Here is a 15,284-nt window from a genome sequence, read left to right on the forward strand (position 1 = left end):
CCCTAGACCCCTCCATCGGGGGCAGCTCGGGGGACAACTTTGTGGGGCATGGAGTGTCGGAACACGCACTGGAATTGAACGGACGGACCTGGGAGCTCGACCCGTCCCGGTCCTACACCCTGGGCCGTGATCCGCAGGGTGACCTGGTACTGGAGGACGCGAGGGTCTCGTGGCGGCATGCCACCGTGCGCTGGGGTGGGCAGAACTGGCTCCTGGAGGACCACGGCAGCACCAACGGCACGTACGCGCAGGGCCGGCGCGTCCAGCAGGTGGACCTGGTCCCGGGGGCTGTGGTGCACCTGGGCAACGCAAACGACGGCCCGCAGCTGACCCTTACCGGCGGCGGCGCGCAGGCGCCCTCGGCCGGGCCGCAGGGCGCCGCCCAGCAGGCCGCCCCGGCTGCCGACTGGCCGCCGCAGGCCCCTGAGCAGCACTACCAGGCGCCGCCGCAGCAGTATCAGCAGCACTACCAGCAGCCGCCCCAGCAGCACGCCGCGGCGCCCTCCTACCAGCAGGCCCAGCAGGCCCCCCGGGCCCAGCACCCCCAGCACGCGGCCCCGCAGTACCAGGCGCCGCAGCAGGCGGGCTGGCCCCAGGGGCCCGCGGACGGCCAGGCCGCGGTGCCACCGCAGGGCGGTCCGGCCGCTCCCGTACCGGCGATGGGCGGCGACCGCAGCCCGACGACGTTCCACCAGCTGGCGCTCGGCCGGGTGATGCGCATCGGCCGCGCCCTGGAGAACGAGCTGGTCGTCTCCGACCTGCAGGTCTCCCGGCACCACGCGGAGTTCCTCGCCGGGCCCGACGGCCGGTTCGAGATCCACGACCTCGGCAGCCACAACGGCACCTACCTCAACGGCCGGCAGCTGCCCAAGAACGGGCGCCAGCAGATCGGCCCGCAGGACATCGTCGGCGTCGGCCACTCGACCTTCCGCCTGGTCGGCGACCGGCTCGAGGAGTTCGTCGACACCGGTGAGGTGTCCTTCGCGGCCCGCCACCTCACCGTGCAGGTCGACGGCGGCAAGACGATCCTCGACGACGTCTCCTTCGGCGTGCCGGAGAAGTCCGTGGTGGCGGTCATCGGCCCCTCCGGGTCGGGCAAGTCCACCCTTCTGAAGGCGCTTACCGGCTACCGCCCGGCCAACCACGGCGAGGTGCTGTACGACAACCGGAACCTGTACCAGCAGTTCGCCGAGCTGCGGCACCGCATCGGCCTGGTCCCGCAGGACGACATCCTGCACACCGCGCTGAAGGTCCGCACCGCCCTGCGGTACGCGGCCAAGCTCCGCTTCCCCGGTGACGTCGCCGAGGCCGAGCGCAACGCCCGCGTGGAGGAGGTGCTCGCCGAGCTGAAGCTCGACATCCACGCCGACAAGCGCATCACCTCGCTCTCCGGCGGGCAGCGCAAGCGGGTCTCGGTCGCCCTGGAGCTGCTCACCAAGCCTTCGCTGATCTTCCTGGACGAGCCCACCTCCGGCCTCGACCCGGGCATGGACCGCGACGTCATGCAGCTGCTCCGCGGCCTGGCGGACGACGGCCGGACCGTGCTGGTGGTGACGCACTCCGTCGCCGAGCTGGCGTTGTGCGACAAGCTGCTGGTCATGGCGCCGGGCGGCGGGGTCGCCTACTTCGGCCCGCCGGAGGAGGCACTCAACTTCTTCGGCTACGACACCTGGGCGGACGTCTTCTCCGCCTTCGAGAACTACCGCGACTACGACTGGATGGGCCGCTGGCGCGGCTCCGAGCACTACCGCCTCTACGCCGCGGACATCGACGCGGTCGCCGCCCAGCCCGTCGACCCGCAGCAGCAGCGCCAGGGCCGGCTGCAGAAACCCCAGAGCTGGGGCTCGCAGCTGTGGACGCTCATGCGGCGCTACGCCTCCGTCATCGCCTCCGACCGCGGCTTCCTGGCGCTGATGGTCATCCTGCCCGCGGTCCTCGGCGTCGTCAGCGTGGTGATCCCGTCCGACAACGGGCTGGGCTTCGGCAAGCCGCCGACCTTCACCAACCGCGACGCCAGCACCATCCTGCTGATCCTCTCGGTCGGCATGTGCTTCTCCGCCGCGGCGAACTCCGTGCGCGAGCTGATCAAGGAACGGGTGATCTACGAACGGGAACGCGCCACGGGCCTGTCCCGCTCGGCGTACCTGATGTCGAAGGTCATCATCCTCGGCCTGATCACCGCGTTCCAGGGCGTCATTCTCTGCGCCATCGGCTTCCTGCCGCGCGACATGCCGGCCGAGGGCCTGCTCTTCGAGAACACCCCGGCGATCGAGATGACGCTGGTCGTCATCGCGCTGGGCCTCGCCTCGATGATGGTCGGCCTGATCATCTCCTCGCTGGTGCGGACCGCGGAGAAGACCATGCCGCTGCTGGTCATGTTCGCCATCGTCCAGGTGGTCTTCACCGGCGTGCTGTTCCAGATCCACGACACCTTCGGCGTCGAGCAGCTCTCCTGGCTGATGCCCTCGCGGTGGGCGGTCGCCGGCATGGGCAACACCGTGCAGCTCAACGTGCTGCTGCCGTGGGACCGGGAGAACCCCGACCCGCTGTGGGACCACGAGCTGAGCCAGTGGTTCCTCAACATGGGCGTGCTGCTGGCGATGACCGTGCTGTGCGGCATCGTCGTGGCCCGCTTCCTGCGGCGGCACGAGCCCGAGGTCATGCGCAAGTAACCCGCGACCGCGCACAGGACGGCGGTGGCACCCGCGAAGGGGTGCCGCCGCCGTCCTGTGCGAGCGGTGCGGCGCGACGACCCGGGGTCCGGGGCCCGCCGAGCCGCCGCCGGTCGCCGGTCGGTGCCGCGTCCGGCTCAGTACCAGTGGTTCTGCTGCCAGAAGGACCAGGCGCCGCAGGCGCTGCCGTAGCGGTCCTTCATGTACTCCATGCCCCACTCGATCTGGGTGGCGGGGTTGGTGCGCCAGTCCGATCCGGCCGAGGCCATCTTGTCGCCCGGCAGCGCCTGCACCAGGCCGTAGGCTCCGCTGCTCGGGTTCTGCGCGGTGTGGTCCCAGCCGCTCTCCCGCTCCACGATGTTGGCGAAGCAACGGAACTCGGCGTCCCCACCGGCCACCTGCCTGGCCAGCTGCTGCGGCGTGCCTGCGGGCAGCTCCGCGCGGCCGGCGGCGCGGCTCGCGCGCTGACCGTCGGCGGGCTGCGAGGCGGCGGCCCGCTCCTGCGCGGGCAGCGCCCCGACTCCCTTGCGGAGCGCGTCCGCGGTGACCGGCATCGTCTCGGCCCTCGTCGGCAGCAGCTGCACCGGCTGGGCGGCCTGTGCCGGGACGACCAGCGCGGACAGCGAGGCGGTCACGGTTCCCGCCATGACGAGGCCGGCCGCGGCGCGCCGGGAACGGGTGCGGCGGACGGGGGAGGGGGTGGCGACGGGCATGGGTGCCTTCCGGTTCGGGTCGACGCAGCTTCCCTGCGCCGTCGGCCAGTGTGGGCATCGCGCCACATGCGGGGCAAAGCCGACATTTACTAAGTCAACTAGTGGAATCACCTCGCGTTCTGGGGGTCGCCGCAGGCGCTACCCCGCGATCACCAGGCACCCGCACCCCACTAAGCCGCTTCGTAAGTGATCTGCGTCCTGTGCGCGGCCTCACAGCAGCGCCGCCCTCCGCTCACTCACCACCACCGAAGAATCACCCGGGGTGACCGGCGCCGGGCGGCCTAGGACCAGCGGCCCGGGGCGAGCGGCTGATCCACTCGCACACCGCCGCGAGTACGGTGAGCGCATGGTGCTCCGAACCGGGCTGTCCGCCGTCAGCTCAGCCCTCCTGGCCATGAACCGGCACCTGGAGGTGAGGGACGTGCTGCAGACGATCGTCCGCTCGGCCCGGGACCTGCTGGACGCCGAGTACGCCGCGCTCGGCGTGCCGGACGACCGCGGCGGCTTCGCGCAGTTCGTCGTGGACGGCGTCACCGACGCGCAGTGGAAGGCGATCGGCCCGCTGCCGCGCCAGCACGGCGTCCTGGCCGCCATGCTCAAGGAGGCAGCCCCCCAGCGACTCGCCGACGTGCGCGACGACCCGCGCTTCGAGGGCTGGCCGGAGGCGCACCCCGAACTCACCGACTTCCTCGGCATGCCGATCGCCGACGGCGACGAGGTGCTCGGCGCTCTCTTCCTTGCCAACAAGCGCTGCGACCCGTCCCCGCCCCACCCGCCCCCCGCCGACCGCGCGGCGGGCACCGGGTGCGCCTTCACCGCCGAGGACGAGGAACTGCTGCGCCTGCTCGCCGAGCACGCCGCGATCGCCCTGACCAACGCCCGCCTCTACGAGCGGGGCCGGGAACTCACCATCGCCGGTGAGCGGGCCAGGATCGCTCACGAACTGCACGACGCGGTGGCGCAGAAGCTCTTTTCGCTGCGGCTCACCGTGCAGGCCGCGGCCGCCTACGTCGACCGCGACCCCGGCCGGGCCAGGGCCGAGCTGCACGAGGTCACCCGGCTCGCCGCCGAGGCGGCCGACGAACTGCGTGCCGCGGTGGTGGAGCTGCGGCCGGCCGCCCTCGACGACGACGGACTGGTGGCCACCCTGCGCACCCAGGTCCAGGTGCTCGACCGCGCGCACACCGCCGCCGTCACCTTCGACAGCCAGGGCGTGCGGGCACTGCCCGCCGGCCAGGAGGAGGCGCTGCTCCGCGTCGCCCAGGAAGCCCTGCACAACGCCCTGCGGCACGCCGACGCGCACCGCGTCGCCGTCACCCTGCACCGGCACGGGGCAGGAGCGGTGCTGCGGGTCAGCGACGACGGGACGGGGTTCGACCCCTCCGCGGTGCGCCGGGCCGGCCGCCACCTCGGGCTGGTGTCCATGCGGGACCGCGCCGCGGGCGTCGGCGGCACACTCGCGGTGCGCTCCGCCCCCGGCAAGGGCACCCTGATCGAGATGGAGGTGCCCGGTGGCTGACCGGAAGATCCGCGTGCTGCTCGTCGACGACCACCAGGTGGTCAGGCGAGGGCTGCGCACGTTCCTGGAGGTCCAGGACGACATCGAGGTCGTGGGCGAGGCAGCCGACGGCGACGAGGGCGTGGCCCGCGCCGGGGAGCTGCACCCGGACGTGGTGCTGATGGACCTGAAGATGCCCGGTTCGGACGGCCTGGACGCGCTGCGCGGGCTGCGGGAGCTGGGCAGCGCGGCGCGGGTGCTCGTCGTCACCAGCTTCACCGAGCAGCGCACCGCGGTGCCGGCCCTGCGCGCCGGGGCGGCGGGCTACGTCTACAAGGACGTCGACCCGGACGCGCTGGCCGCCGCGATCCGCTCCGTGCACGCCGGGCACGTGCTGCTGCAGCCCGAGGTGGCCCGCGCGCTGCTCACCGACCAGAACCCGCCCGGCGGCCCCGGCCGGGTCGGAGCGCTGACCGACCGGGAGCGGGAGGTGCTGTGTCTGATCTCCGACGGCCGCTCCAACCGGGAGATCGCGCGGGCCCTGGTGCTGTCGGAGAAGACCGTCAAGACACACGTGTCGAACATCCTGATGAAACTCGACCTGTCCGACCGCACCCAGGCGGCGCTGTGGGCCGTTCGGCACGGTCTGACCAGCTGACTTTCAACAGCTGGAGACCCAACACCCGCTGGATGCGCTGTCAGGCTGCGGCCTGAAATTCATACCGTCGTGTGGTTGTCGTCCTATCTGCGCATCCTTCCGGGGGCCCGTCCCGTTCTTCAGGGCGTGCTGCGGCGACTGGCCGCGGCGATGGCAAGGAGGGTCAAGATAGTGAAGAACCTGAAGAGGGTCACGGCCGTCACGATGGCTGCCGGCGGTCTCGTCGCCGCTGCCGCCGGTGCGGCCGCGGCGACCAGTGGGGCGCACGCCGGTGGCAGCGCCACCCACTCGCCCGGCGTCGGCTCCGGCAACCTGGTCCAGGTTCCGGTGCACGTCCCCGTGAACGCCTGCGGCAACACCGTCTCGGTGATCGGCCTGCTGAACCCCGCCTTCGGCAACTTCTGCGTCAACAAGTGAGCGCACGGGCGCGGCCCGTCCGCGCCCCCGGCCCCCGGGCACAGCCCGGGGGCCGGCCCCGCGCAGGCAGGGGACCGGAGTGCGCTCGCGGGCGTGCGCCGGAGTGCCGAACGATGCTCCAAACGGGCGCTTCGCGCCCCTCGGCCGTGTCGTGCACGGTCCGGCGGCGTTTCTCCCCGTGTGACTCCCCCGGGGAGTCGTGAACCGCAACCAGGAGGATCACTTCCCATGAACGCTGCCAAGAAGGCCGCCTTCGCCGTCGCCGCTGCCGGTGTCGCCGTCGGCGCCTCCGCCGGTGCCGCACTCGCCGACGCGTCCGCCGCCGGTCAGGCCGCCCACTCGCCGGGCGTCGGCTCCGGCAACCTGGTCCAGGTGCCCGTGCACATCCCGGTGAACGTGGTCGGCAACTCCGTCACCGCCATCGGCGGCCTCAACCCGACCTTCGGCAACCAGGCGTTCAACGACTGACCGCCACCCGCCGCAGCGCGAGGGCCCCGCAGACCGTTAGAACCCGCCCCGTTATGTTTTTCGCGGTCCTGCAATGGGGCCGCTGGCCTCCGGGCCCGGCATGACTGTTGCCCCCTGTCGATCAGATGACCTGGGGGGTGGTGTCACCGGGCCCGGGAGGTGCCGTCGGAGACGCTGATGAGAGGTCCGGCCACCGCCCGGTCCGGCGCGATGCCGGACGGTTCGCGGGCGAGTAGGTCTGCATAACGTGGATGCGCGCGTACGACACCACCGCCGAGGCCGGCACGTTCGACTGCGCTGGAAGGGTGCGATGTTCGACACCGAAGACGTGGGCGTGTTCCTGGGCCTGGACGTCGGCAAGAGCACACATCACGGCCACGGGCTGACCCCTGCTGGGAAGAAGGTCTTCGACAAGCCGCTGCCCAACAGTGAACCGAAGCTGCGGGCCGTCTTCGACAAGCTGACCGCGAAGTTCGGCACCGTCCTCGTCATCGTGGACCAGCCCGCCTCGATCGGCGCTCTGCCGCTGACCGTCGCTCGGGACGCGGGTTGCCAGGTCGCCTACCTGCCCGGACTGGCCATGCGGCGGATCGCCGACGTCTACCCGGGCGAGGCGAAGACCGACGCCAAGGACGCGGCCGTGATCGCGGACGCCGCCCGCACCATGCCCCACACCCTGCGGTCCCTGGAGCTGACCGACGAGATCACTGCCGAGCTGACCGTCCTGGTCGGCTTCGACCAGGACCTCGCCGCCGAGGCCACCCGCACCTCCAACCGGATACGCGGCCTACTCACCCAGTTCCACCCCAGCCTGGAACGAGTCCTGGGCCCCCGCCTCGATCACCAGGCCGTCACCTGGCTGCTGGAGCGCTACGGGTCCCCGGCCGCCCTGCGCAAAGCCGGCCGCCGCCGGCTCGTCGAAGTGATCCGGCCCAAGGCCCCGCGCATGGCCGCCCGGCTGATCGACGACGTCTTCGACGCCCTGGACGAGCAGAGCGTCATCGTCCCCGGGACCGGCACCCTGGACACCGTCATCCCCTCGCTGGCCCGCTCGCTGGGAGCCGTCCACGACCAGCGCCGGGCCCTGGAGGCGCAGATCAGCACCCTGCTGGAGGCCCACCCTCTTTCCCCGGTCCTGACCTCGATGCCCGGCGTCGGCGTCAGGACCGCTGCCGTCCTGCTGGTCACCGTGGGCGACGGCACCAGCTTCCCCACCGCCGCCCACCTCGCCTCCTACGCCGGCCTCGCCCCCACCACCAAGTCGTCCGGGACCTCCATCCACGGCGAACACGCACCCCGAGGTGGAAACCGGCAGCTCAAACGCGCCATGTTCCTCTCCGCCTTCGCCTGCATGAACGCCGATCCCGCCTCCCGCACCTACTACGACCGCCAACGAGCCCGCGGCAAGACCCACACTCAAGCCCTCCTCCGCCTCGCCCGCCAACGCATCAGCGTCCTGTTCGCCATGCTCCGCGACGGCACCTTCTACGAATCCCGCACACCCAGAGCCGTCGAGCTCGCCGCATAACCCCAGCAACCCGAACCACCCAAAACCCGGCAAGGGTGCCTTGACGAAAGACATAGAGGCACCCCCCACGGTCCGCGGGGCCCCCGTGTCCGCCGCATCCGCCCGTGTGCCGACCGGCGTCAGCCGCGCCGCCGCTGCGCGTCCTCCGCAAAGGCGTTGTACGCGGCGACCTGCGCCCGCCGGGCCGACCGCTCGACCGGCCGCAGCGCCTGCGAGCGGGCCGCCATCTCGGACGCGCTCACCGCAGCCCCGTGCTCCGGTCCGCGGGCGATCGCCATCAGGGCCGACACCCGCTGGGCGAGCTCCAGCACCCGCACCGCCCGCGGCGGATACCCCGGCGCGAGCAACTGCCGGTCCGCCGCCGCCCGCGCCTGGTACGCCTCCAGCGCCGCGCGCGCCACCGCGCCGGAACCACCGACCTCCAACCGCGCCAGCGCCTGTGTGGCCTCCTGCAGCGCCTCGGTCAGCTCGCGTTCCGCCTCGCCGAGCGACGGCACGTCGGCCGGCGGCGCCTCCCGCACGGGCAGGCAGGCCCAGACCACCTCCACGTGCTCGTCACCGGCCGGACCGGCCGTGCGCACCTCCGGCACCAGGCCCAGCGCCGTCCCGGCCACCACGACCGCCTCGCCGGCGTCCAGCGCCCGTGCGTTGAACTCCGGTGGCCCGCTCAGCCCCAGCGGATGCCCCGGCGCGGGCAGCGCCACCCGCAGCCCCTGTGCGCCCAGGGCGCGCAGCCGGCCCAGCGCCAGCGTCCACCCCACCGACGCGTCCTCCGCGGGCAGTCCCGCGACGCGGTGCGCGGCGTCCTCGCCGGCGATCCGGGCAGCCGCCTCGTCCGGCGACACCTCCCCGGCGAGCAGTGCGTTACCCCAGGCGGCCAACCGCCCCGAACGTGGTTCCTCGAGCATCCCCCCACCTTAGGTACAAGCCTGGCGGCGGAGCAGCCGGACGGGTGGCGTAGGTTTTCCCTGGGGACCGTGCCCACCGGTACGGACAAACGCGACTGCATGGGAGACAACGCGCTCATGAGCGATGTACTGGAGCTGGTGGACGTATCCGTGGTCCGCGAGGGCCGGGCTCTGGTGGACGACGTCTCCTGGGCGGTCAAGGAGGGGGAACGCTGGGTCATCCTCGGGCCCAACGGCGCAGGCAAGACCACGCTGCTCAACCTGGCCTCGAGCTACCTCTTCCCCACCACCGGCAGCGCGACCATCCTCGGGGAGCGGCTCGGCGGGGTCGACGTCTTCGACCTGCGTCCGCGCATCGGCATGGCCGGCAGCGCGCTCGCCGAGAAGCTGCCGCGCAGTCAGACCGTGCTCCAGACCGTGCTGACCGCCGCCTACGGCATGACCGCCGGCTGGCAGGAGACGTACGAGGCCGTCGACGAGGACCGCGCCCGCGCGTTCCTGGACCGGCTCGGCATGAGCGACTTCCTCGACCGCGAGTACGGCACGCTCTCCGAGGGCGAGCGCAAGCGCACCCAGATCGCCCGCGCGATGATGACCGACCCCGAGCTGCTGCTGCTCGACGAGCCCGCCGCCGGGCTCGACCTGGGCGGGCGCGAGGACCTGGTGCGGCGCCTGGGCCGGCTGGCCCAGGACCCGTACGCCCCCTCCATGGTGATGGTCACCCACCACGTCGAGGAGATCCCGCCGGGCTTCACCCACGTGCTGATGATCCGGCAGGGCCAGGTGCTCACCGCCGGGCCGCTGGAGACCGAGATGACCTCGCAGAACCTGTCACGCTGCTTCGGCCTTCCGCTCGTGGTGGAGCGCCGCGGATCGCGCTGGGCCGCCCAGGGCCTTCCGCTCGGCTGACACCGGAGCGTGCGCTCTGTCGCCGCGGCGTCACCGCCTCTACCATTGACCTTGTGGACGTATGGGTGTGGTGGCTGGTAGCAGCAGTAGGGCTGGGCATCCCGCTGGTGATGACCGCGATGCCGGAGTTCGGCATGCTGGCGGTCGGAGCCGTGGCGGGCGCGATCACCGCCGCCCTGGGCGGCGGGGCCGTCGCCCAGGTGGTGGTGTTCGCCCTCGTCTCGACCGCGCTGATCGTCGTGGTGCGCCCGGTGGCCAAGCGGATGCGGGCCGAGCGGCCCGAACTGGCCAGCGGCGTCGACGCGCTGAAGGGCCGGCACGCCGTGGTCCTGGAGCGGGTCGACCTGCACGGGGGCCGGGTCAAGATCGGCGGTGAGGTGTGGTCCGCGCGGGCCCTGGACACGTCCGGCTCCTTCGAACCGGGCAGCCGGGTCGACGTGGTGGAGATCGACGGAGCGACCGCCGTCGTGATGTGATGGCGGTCTCCAACGGAACAGTCACACTCAGTACAGCCAAACGAGAACCCAGGGGGACGCGATGGACGCCGTCATCATCGTGCTGATCATCCTGGTGGTGCTGGTCTTCATCGCACTCATCAAGACGATTCAGGTCATTCCGCAGGCCAGCGCCGCCATCGTCGAGCGGTTCGGCCGGTACACCCGCACGCTGAACGCGGGCCTCAACATCGTCGTGCCGTTCATCGACACGATCCGCAACCGGATCGACCTCCGCGAGCAGGTCGTCCCGTTCCCCCCGCAGCCGGTGATCACCCAGGACAACCTGGTCGTGAACATCGACACCGTCATCTACTACCAGGTGACCGACGCCCGCGCCGCCACCTACGAGGTCGCCAGCTACATCCAGGCGATCGAGCAGCTCACCGTCACCACGCTCCGCAACATCATCGGAGGCATGGACCTGGAGCGGACCCTGACCTCCCGCGAGGAGATCAACGCGGCGCTGCGAGGCGTGCTCGACGAGGCCACCGGCAAGTGGGGCATCCGCGTCAACCGCGTCGAGCTGAAGGCCATCGAGCCGCCGACCTCCATCCAGGACTCGATGGAGAAGCAGATGCGCGCCGACCGCGACAAGCGCGCCGCGATCCTCCAGGCCGAAGGTGTGCGCCAGTCGGAGATCCTCCAGGCCGAGGGCCACAAGCAGTCGGAGATCCTCCGCGCCGAAGGTGACGCCAAGGCCGCAGCGCTGCGCGCCGAGGGTGAGGCCCAGGCCATCCGCACCGTCTTCGAGTCGATCCACGCGGGCGACCCGGACCAGAAGCTGCTGTCGTACCAGTACCTCCAGATGCTGCCGAAGATCGCCGAGGGCGACGCCAACAAGCTGTGGATCGTGCCCAGCGAGATCGGCGACGCGCTCAAGGGACTCGGCGGCGCGCTGGACGGCTTCCGTGGCGGCGGAGGCGGGGGCGGCGGTTCCAAAAGCGTGAAGCCGCCCACCGAGCGACCGTCCATCGACTGACCGCGACCCCGCACACATGGCTCTGCCCCGGTGCCCGAAGCGCCGGGGCAGAGCCATGTGATGCCGGACGCCTACGCGGTCGCGGGCAGCGCCAGCCACTCCGGCAGCGCGTCCCCGTGCCGCAGGTTCAGCGCCAGCAGCAGCGCGTCCGCCGGGGTCGGCTCGAACGGCTGGGTCAGCAGTCGCATCCCGGCCTGGGCGGGAGTCCGGTCCGCCTTGCGGTGGTTGTCCTCCGCACAGGCCGCCACCGTGTTCAGCCAGGTGTCCTGGCCGCCGTGCGACCTCGGCACCACGTGGTCGACGGTGGTGCCCCGCCGCCCGCAGTACGCGCACCGGTGCCGGTCGCGTACCAGGACACCGCGCCGCGACCAGGAGGCCCGTTGTCGGAACGGCACCCGCACATAGCGCCGCAGCCGGACCACCTGCGGCACCGGAAGTTCCAGTCCCGCCGCCCGCACCCGCAGCCCGGGATGCGCCTGCTCGACCACGGCCTTGTCGTGCAGCACCAGCACCACGGCCCGCCGCAGCGACACCGTCGACAGCGGTTCGAAGCTCGCGTTGAGAACCAGCGTCTCGCGCATCCCGTCCACCTCCCCGTTCGCCCGCCCCCGCGGCGGGTGAGCACCACTGTGCCGGTGCCCTCCGTGGTGGACAACGCAATTTCCCCCGGGTGTACGGCAGATGACAGGCCGGTGGGAACGCGGCTCCGACCGGCCAGGGAACGCGAACCGGGGCGGCCCGCCCGAAGGGGGCCGCCCCGATTCGGCGGAAGCGGTCGCAAGGAGTCGGACCGGTCAGGACCCGGCCGGGACCTCGTACTCCCCGACCAACTGGGCACGGCCGATCGCCTTGAACCGCAGGTTGAAGCCGACCACCGCGGGGGACGCGTCCGCGTCCGGCCCCAACTCCTCCTCGCCCACCGCGTAGACGGTGAAGACGTAGCGGTGCGGACCGTCACCGGGCGGCGGTGCGGCACCCCCGAACTCCCGGCTGCCGTAGTCGTTCCGCACCTGCACGGCGCTCTCGGGCAGGCCCTTGCCCTGGGCGTCGCCGGCACCGGCGGGCAACTCGGTGACCGTCCACGGGATGTTGAAGACCGACCAGTGCCAGAAGCCGCTGCCGGTCGGAGCGTCCGGGTCGAAGCAGGTCACGGCGAAGCTCTTCGTGCCGGCGGGGAAACCCTCCCACCGCAGGTGGGGTGAGGAGTCGCCGCCCGACTGCGCCTGCGCCTCACCCAACGTGCCGCCTTCCACAAGGTCGTCGCTCACCACGGTGAACGACGACACCGGCGGATGGAAGTCGTGGGGGAGCGGTGCGCGCTGCTGACCGGTCACGGGTGAACCCTCCTGATCGCGAATCGCTGACCCGGCCAGCCTAACCAGCCGCCGGCAATGCTCCTGGCAGCATGGCGGGGTGCTGAGAAAGCTGCTGCTCGCCTGCCTCACGGCGTCCGTCCTGCTGCTCACCGGCTGCGCCCCGGGTGCGGACCCCGGTGACCGGGCCCCGGCGGCCTCCGCGCCCACGTCCCCGGGCGCCGCCGCCACGCCCGCCTGGGCCGAGGGCATGGAAACCGTCACCCCGGACCGGCTGCCGCCGGAGGCCAGGGAGACGTTGCGGCTCATCGACGAGGGCGGCCCCTATCCGTACGGCAAGGACGACTCCGTCTTCGGCAACTTCGAACGCCGGCTGCCTGCGAAGCAGCGCGGCCACTACCGCGAGTACACCGTCCGCACCCCGGGTGCCCGCGACCGCGGCGCCCGCCGCATCGTCGCCGGCCGGGACGGCGAGCGCTACTGGACCAGTGACCACTACGAGAGCTTCAAGGCGGTGGTGCAACCATGACCGAGCCCCCACTCCCTCTGCCGGACGCGGACCTGGAGGGGCTGCTCGACGGCTCGCTGCCGCCCGGTCTCTACCGCTGGCACCTGTCCCAGTCCGCCGCGGGCCTGCCGGACCTCACGGACCCGGCAGTCACCGCCGCGTCCCCCGGCCGCCGCGTCGCGCAGGCCGAGCTGGCCGGCACCCGCGACCGGGACGCCTTCTTCGACCGCTGCTCCCGCGCACTGGACCTGCCCGACTGGTTCGGCCGCAACTGGGACGCGTTCGCCGACTGCCTGACCGACCTCTCCTGGTGGGGCGAGGCGGACGGATACCTGCTGGTCCTGCGCTCGTGGGGCGACTTCCAGCGCGCCGCGCCCGCGGACGCGGCGACGGCCGCGGACGTGCTGTCCGCGGCCGTCGCCTACTGGTCCGCCCGCGACACCCCGATGACGGTGCTGCTGGCCTGACCGGGATCACGGTGGATCAGAACCAGTTGCGTTTGCCGCCGACCTCCGCCAGCCAGTGGTTGAGGTACGCCACCCAGTCGGTCTGCTCGAAGCCCTCCAGGTCCATCTGGAAGCAGCGGTAGGAGTCGCTGCCGCTGCTGAACAGGCCGGGCTTCTTGTCCATCTCCAGCACGACGTCCATGGCACGCCCGTCCGCCACGAAGGTCAGCTCCACCTCTTTCAGCCCCCGGTACTGCGACGGGGCGTGGAACTCGATCTCCTGGTAGAAGGGCAGCTGCTGACGGGTGCCGTGCACCCTGCCCTTCTCCATGTCGGCGCTCTTGAAGCGGAACCCGAGAGAGCCGAACGCCTCCAGCAGCGCGTGCTGTGCGGGGAGCGGGTGCACGTTGACGGGGTCCAGGTCCGTGGAGTCCACCGCACGGGCGATGTCCAGCTGCGTGGTGACCCCGATCTGCGTGCCCCTGAGCGGCTGGCCCAGGAACATCGTCACCGGCGTCTCCCACGGCACGCTCAACCCGAACGGCACCACGTGCACGGCCCCCGGCTGCAGTTCGAACGCGCCGCCGAGCTGCTCCCGGTGGAACTCCATGTTCCGCAGCGCCTCGCCGTCCTGGGTCTGCACCTCCACCTTCGCCTGCAGACCGACGGACAGCCCCTGGACGTTCTGCGGCACCTTGCCGCCCTCGATCCGGACCTCGCCGTGCACCACACCGCCCGGCAGCACGTTGGGCTCGGTGAGCACCGTCTCCACCGAGGCCCCGCCGATCCCCACACTCGCGAACAGCTTCTTGATGGCCATCTCGTCCTTCCCCGACACTCGACTACGCTCGAGCGACATGATCGTTGGCCGTGACCGTACTGCCCTGCCACGCACCTTCTTCGACCGGCCCGTACTGGAGGTGGCACCCGATCTGCTCGGCCACGTCCTGGTGCGGTCCACCGACGAAGGGCCCCTCGCCCTCCGACTGACCGAGGTCGAGGCGTACGCCGGTGAGCGCGACCCCGGCTCGCACGCCTTCCGCGGCCGTACCGCGCGCAACGCCGTCATGTTCGGCCCTCCCGGTCACGCCTACGTGTACTTCACCTACGGAATGTGGCACTGCCTCAACCTCGTCTGTGAGACGCAGGGAACGGCCGCCGGGGTTCTCCTGCGGGCCGGCGAGGTGCTGTCGTCCCACGAATGGGCCCGAGCCCGGCGCGCCACGGCCCGCAGGGACGCGGAACTGGCACGAGGCCCGGCCCGGTTGGCCACCGCTCTGGGCGTCGACCGGGAACTGAACGGAACCGACGTCTGCTCGGGCGCGGACGACTCGCCGCTCCAGGTGCTCGCGGGGGAGGCGGTCCCGCGGGAGCGGGTGCGCAGCGGCCCGCGCACCGGCGTGGGCGGCGCCGGAGCGACTCACCCGTGGAGGTTCTGGATCGACAGCGACCCCACCGTCAGCCCCTACCGGGCCCACCAACCCCGTCGGCGGGAGAAGCGACTTGACTCGGACAGGCGGGACGCCTAACGTAGTCCGAGCCGCTGAAGCAGGAAGCACGAAGGCCTCGGTCCATCGGACCGAGCAGACGTGGACCTGAGGCGGCACACACTACGCAGAGTGACCCGATGAGGGTTTGTTTTTGGTTCGCCGAAAATGAACGGAAGGACTCGATTAGGAGTCCGGCGGGAAATCCTCTAAAGTGGTGAACACCGAAGGGAAGCGCCCGGAGGAGGCCCGGAAGGGAATCCGAAGGAAGCGTCCGTTCCTT

General features: G+C 71.8%; 17 protein-coding genes. 12 read left to right on the forward strand and 5 right to left on the reverse strand.

Features of this window, described 5'->3' with window-relative positions; genetic code table 11:
* The first annotated feature begins 41 nt into the window (after positions 1 to 41).
* Positions 42 to 2,672 (forward strand): FHA domain-containing protein, encoded by a 2,631-nt coding sequence (locus QNO07_RS12745; protein WP_283991950.1) that lies wholly within the window; start codon positions 42 to 44, stop codon positions 2,670 to 2,672.
* Positions 2,673 to 2,809: 137 nt separating this feature from the next.
* Here QNO07_RS12745 and QNO07_RS12750 read toward each other — a convergent pair whose 3' ends face one another.
* On the reverse strand, positions 2,810 to 3,385 hold the full coding sequence (locus QNO07_RS12750) for an aggregation-promoting factor C-terminal-like domain-containing protein (protein WP_283991951.1): 576 nt from the start codon (positions 3,383 to 3,385) through the stop codon (positions 2,810 to 2,812).
* A 346-nt stretch (positions 3,386 to 3,731) separates the two neighbouring features.
* Here QNO07_RS12750 and QNO07_RS12755 point away from each other — a divergent pair, with 346 nt between their 5' ends.
* From QNO07_RS12755 to QNO07_RS12775, 5 genes are all read left to right on the forward strand, one after another.
* Positions 3,732 to 4,904, forward strand: a complete 1,173-nt coding sequence (locus tag QNO07_RS12755) for a GAF domain-containing sensor histidine kinase (RefSeq protein ID WP_283991952.1) — start codon at positions 3,732 to 3,734, stop codon at positions 4,902 to 4,904.
* Complete coding sequence (locus tag QNO07_RS12760) at positions 4,897 to 5,541, forward strand: response regulator (protein ID WP_283991953.1); 645 nt, start codon at positions 4,897 to 4,899, stop codon at positions 5,539 to 5,541. The genes QNO07_RS12755 and QNO07_RS12760 overlap by 8 nt, the downstream gene beginning before the upstream one ends.
* Positions 5,542 to 5,712: 171 nt before the next feature.
* Positions 5,713 to 5,958 (forward strand): chaplin, encoded by a 246-nt coding sequence (locus QNO07_RS12765; protein ID WP_283991985.1) that lies wholly within the window; start codon positions 5,713 to 5,715, stop codon positions 5,956 to 5,958.
* A gap of 228 nt (positions 5,959 to 6,186) precedes the next feature.
* Positions 6,187 to 6,426 carry a chaplin gene (locus QNO07_RS12770; protein WP_283991954.1) on the forward strand — a complete coding sequence of 80 codons (240 nt, stop codon included), beginning with the start codon at positions 6,187 to 6,189 and terminating at the stop codon, positions 6,424 to 6,426.
* A gap of 310 nt (positions 6,427 to 6,736) precedes the next feature.
* Positions 6,737 to 7,954 (forward strand): IS110 family RNA-guided transposase, encoded by a 1,218-nt coding sequence (locus QNO07_RS12775; RefSeq protein ID WP_283991955.1) that lies wholly within the window; start codon positions 6,737 to 6,739, stop codon positions 7,952 to 7,954.
* Positions 7,955 to 8,073: 119 nt separating this feature from the next.
* Here the strand turns inward: QNO07_RS12775 and QNO07_RS12780 are convergent, their stop codons facing one another.
* Positions 8,074 to 8,862, reverse strand: coding sequence for an Rv1486c family protein (locus QNO07_RS12780; RefSeq protein WP_283991956.1), 789 nt, complete (start codon positions 8,860 to 8,862; stop codon positions 8,074 to 8,076).
* 117 nt (positions 8,863 to 8,979) lie between these two features.
* Between QNO07_RS12780 and QNO07_RS12785 the strand changes: the two genes are divergently transcribed.
* From QNO07_RS12785 to QNO07_RS12795, 3 genes are all read left to right on the forward strand, one after another.
* Complete coding sequence (locus tag QNO07_RS12785; protein ID WP_283991959.1) at positions 8,980 to 9,771, forward strand: ABC transporter ATP-binding protein; 792 nt, start codon at positions 8,980 to 8,982, stop codon at positions 9,769 to 9,771.
* Between the two features lie 110 nt (positions 9,772 to 9,881).
* Positions 9,882 to 10,247, forward strand: a complete 366-nt coding sequence (locus tag QNO07_RS12790) for an NfeD family protein (RefSeq protein ID WP_502961828.1) — start codon at positions 9,882 to 9,884, stop codon at positions 10,245 to 10,247.
* A gap of 61 nt (positions 10,248 to 10,308) precedes the next feature.
* Positions 10,309 to 11,247 (forward strand): SPFH domain-containing protein, encoded by a 939-nt coding sequence (locus QNO07_RS12795; RefSeq protein WP_283991961.1) that lies wholly within the window; start codon positions 10,309 to 10,311, stop codon positions 11,245 to 11,247.
* A 71-nt stretch (positions 11,248 to 11,318) separates the two neighbouring features.
* On the opposite strand, the gene QNO07_RS12800 is transcribed toward QNO07_RS12795, so the two are convergent.
* Both QNO07_RS12800 and QNO07_RS12805 read right to left on the reverse strand, forming a co-directional pair.
* Positions 11,319 to 11,828 carry an HNH endonuclease gene (locus tag QNO07_RS12800; protein WP_283991963.1) on the reverse strand — a complete coding sequence of 170 codons (510 nt, stop codon included), beginning with the start codon at positions 11,826 to 11,828 and terminating at the stop codon, positions 11,319 to 11,321.
* A 213-nt stretch (positions 11,829 to 12,041) separates the two neighbouring features.
* The gene (locus tag QNO07_RS12805; RefSeq protein ID WP_283991964.1) at positions 12,042 to 12,581 is read right to left on the reverse strand and encodes a YbhB/YbcL family Raf kinase inhibitor-like protein; all 540 of its coding nucleotides are present in this window, start codon (positions 12,579 to 12,581) and stop codon (positions 12,042 to 12,044) included.
* A 79-nt stretch (positions 12,582 to 12,660) separates the two neighbouring features.
* Here QNO07_RS12805 and QNO07_RS12810 point away from each other — a divergent pair, with 79 nt between their 5' ends.
* Positions 12,661 to 13,089, forward strand: coding sequence for a guanyl-specific ribonuclease (locus tag QNO07_RS12810; RefSeq protein WP_283991966.1), 429 nt, complete (start codon positions 12,661 to 12,663; stop codon positions 13,087 to 13,089).
* Positions 13,086 to 13,535 (forward strand): barstar family protein, encoded by a 450-nt coding sequence (locus QNO07_RS12815; protein ID WP_283991968.1) that lies wholly within the window; start codon positions 13,086 to 13,088, stop codon positions 13,533 to 13,535. Before QNO07_RS12810 ends, QNO07_RS12815 begins: the two co-directional genes overlap by 4 nt.
* Positions 13,536 to 13,551: 16 nt before the next feature.
* Here QNO07_RS12815 and QNO07_RS12820 read toward each other — a convergent pair whose 3' ends face one another.
* Positions 13,552 to 14,334, reverse strand: a complete 783-nt coding sequence (locus tag QNO07_RS12820) for a sporulation protein (protein WP_283991987.1) — start codon at positions 14,332 to 14,334, stop codon at positions 13,552 to 13,554.
* Positions 14,335 to 14,371: 37 nt separating this feature from the next.
* On the opposite strand from QNO07_RS12820, the gene QNO07_RS12825 reads away from it, so the two are divergent.
* The gene (locus QNO07_RS12825; protein WP_283991970.1) at positions 14,372 to 15,043 is read left to right on the forward strand and encodes a DNA-3-methyladenine glycosylase; all 672 of its coding nucleotides are present in this window, start codon (positions 14,372 to 14,374) and stop codon (positions 15,041 to 15,043) included.
* Positions 15,044 to 15,284 lie beyond the last annotated feature (241 nt).

Source organism: Streptomyces sp. 549, assembly GCF_030124175.1.
Taxonomy (GTDB): Bacteria; Actinomycetota; Actinomycetes; order Streptomycetales; family Streptomycetaceae; genus Streptomyces.

What these genes read in the sequence shown, in the direction of transcription:
- QNO07_RS12750 (WP_283991951.1), bottom strand. Translation starts at nt 3,385, where the DNA reads ATGCCCGTCGCCACCCCCTCCCCCGTCCGCCGCACCCGTTCCCGGCGC.
- QNO07_RS12755 (WP_283991952.1), top strand. Translation starts at nt 3,732, where the DNA reads ATGGTGCTCCGAACCGGGCTGTCCGCCGTCAGCTCAGCCCTCCTGGCC.
- QNO07_RS12770 (WP_283991954.1), top strand. Translation starts at nt 6,187, where the DNA reads ATGAACGCTGCCAAGAAGGCCGCCTTCGCCGTCGCCGCTGCCGGTGTC.
- QNO07_RS12775 (WP_283991955.1), top strand. Translation starts at nt 6,737, where the DNA reads ATGTTCGACACCGAAGACGTGGGCGTGTTCCTGGGCCTGGACGTCGGC.
- QNO07_RS12780 (WP_283991956.1), bottom strand. Translation starts at nt 8,862, where the DNA reads ATGCTCGAGGAACCACGTTCGGGGCGGTTGGCCGCCTGGGGTAACGCA.
- QNO07_RS12785 (WP_283991959.1), top strand. Translation starts at nt 8,980, where the DNA reads ATGAGCGATGTACTGGAGCTGGTGGACGTATCCGTGGTCCGCGAGGGC.
- QNO07_RS12790 (WP_502961828.1), top strand. Translation starts at nt 9,882, where the DNA reads ATGACCGCGATGCCGGAGTTCGGCATGCTGGCGGTCGGAGCCGTGGCG.
- QNO07_RS12795 (WP_283991961.1), top strand. Translation starts at nt 10,309, where the DNA reads ATGGACGCCGTCATCATCGTGCTGATCATCCTGGTGGTGCTGGTCTTC.
- QNO07_RS12800 (WP_283991963.1), bottom strand. Translation starts at nt 11,828, where the DNA reads ATGCGCGAGACGCTGGTTCTCAACGCGAGCTTCGAACCGCTGTCGACG.
- QNO07_RS12815 (WP_283991968.1), top strand. Translation starts at nt 13,086, where the DNA reads ATGACCGAGCCCCCACTCCCTCTGCCGGACGCGGACCTGGAGGGGCTG.
- QNO07_RS12820 (WP_283991987.1), bottom strand. Translation starts at nt 14,334, where the DNA reads ATGGCCATCAAGAAGCTGTTCGCGAGTGTGGGGATCGGCGGGGCCTCG.
- QNO07_RS12825 (WP_283991970.1), top strand. Translation starts at nt 14,372, where the DNA reads ATGATCGTTGGCCGTGACCGTACTGCCCTGCCACGCACCTTCTTCGAC.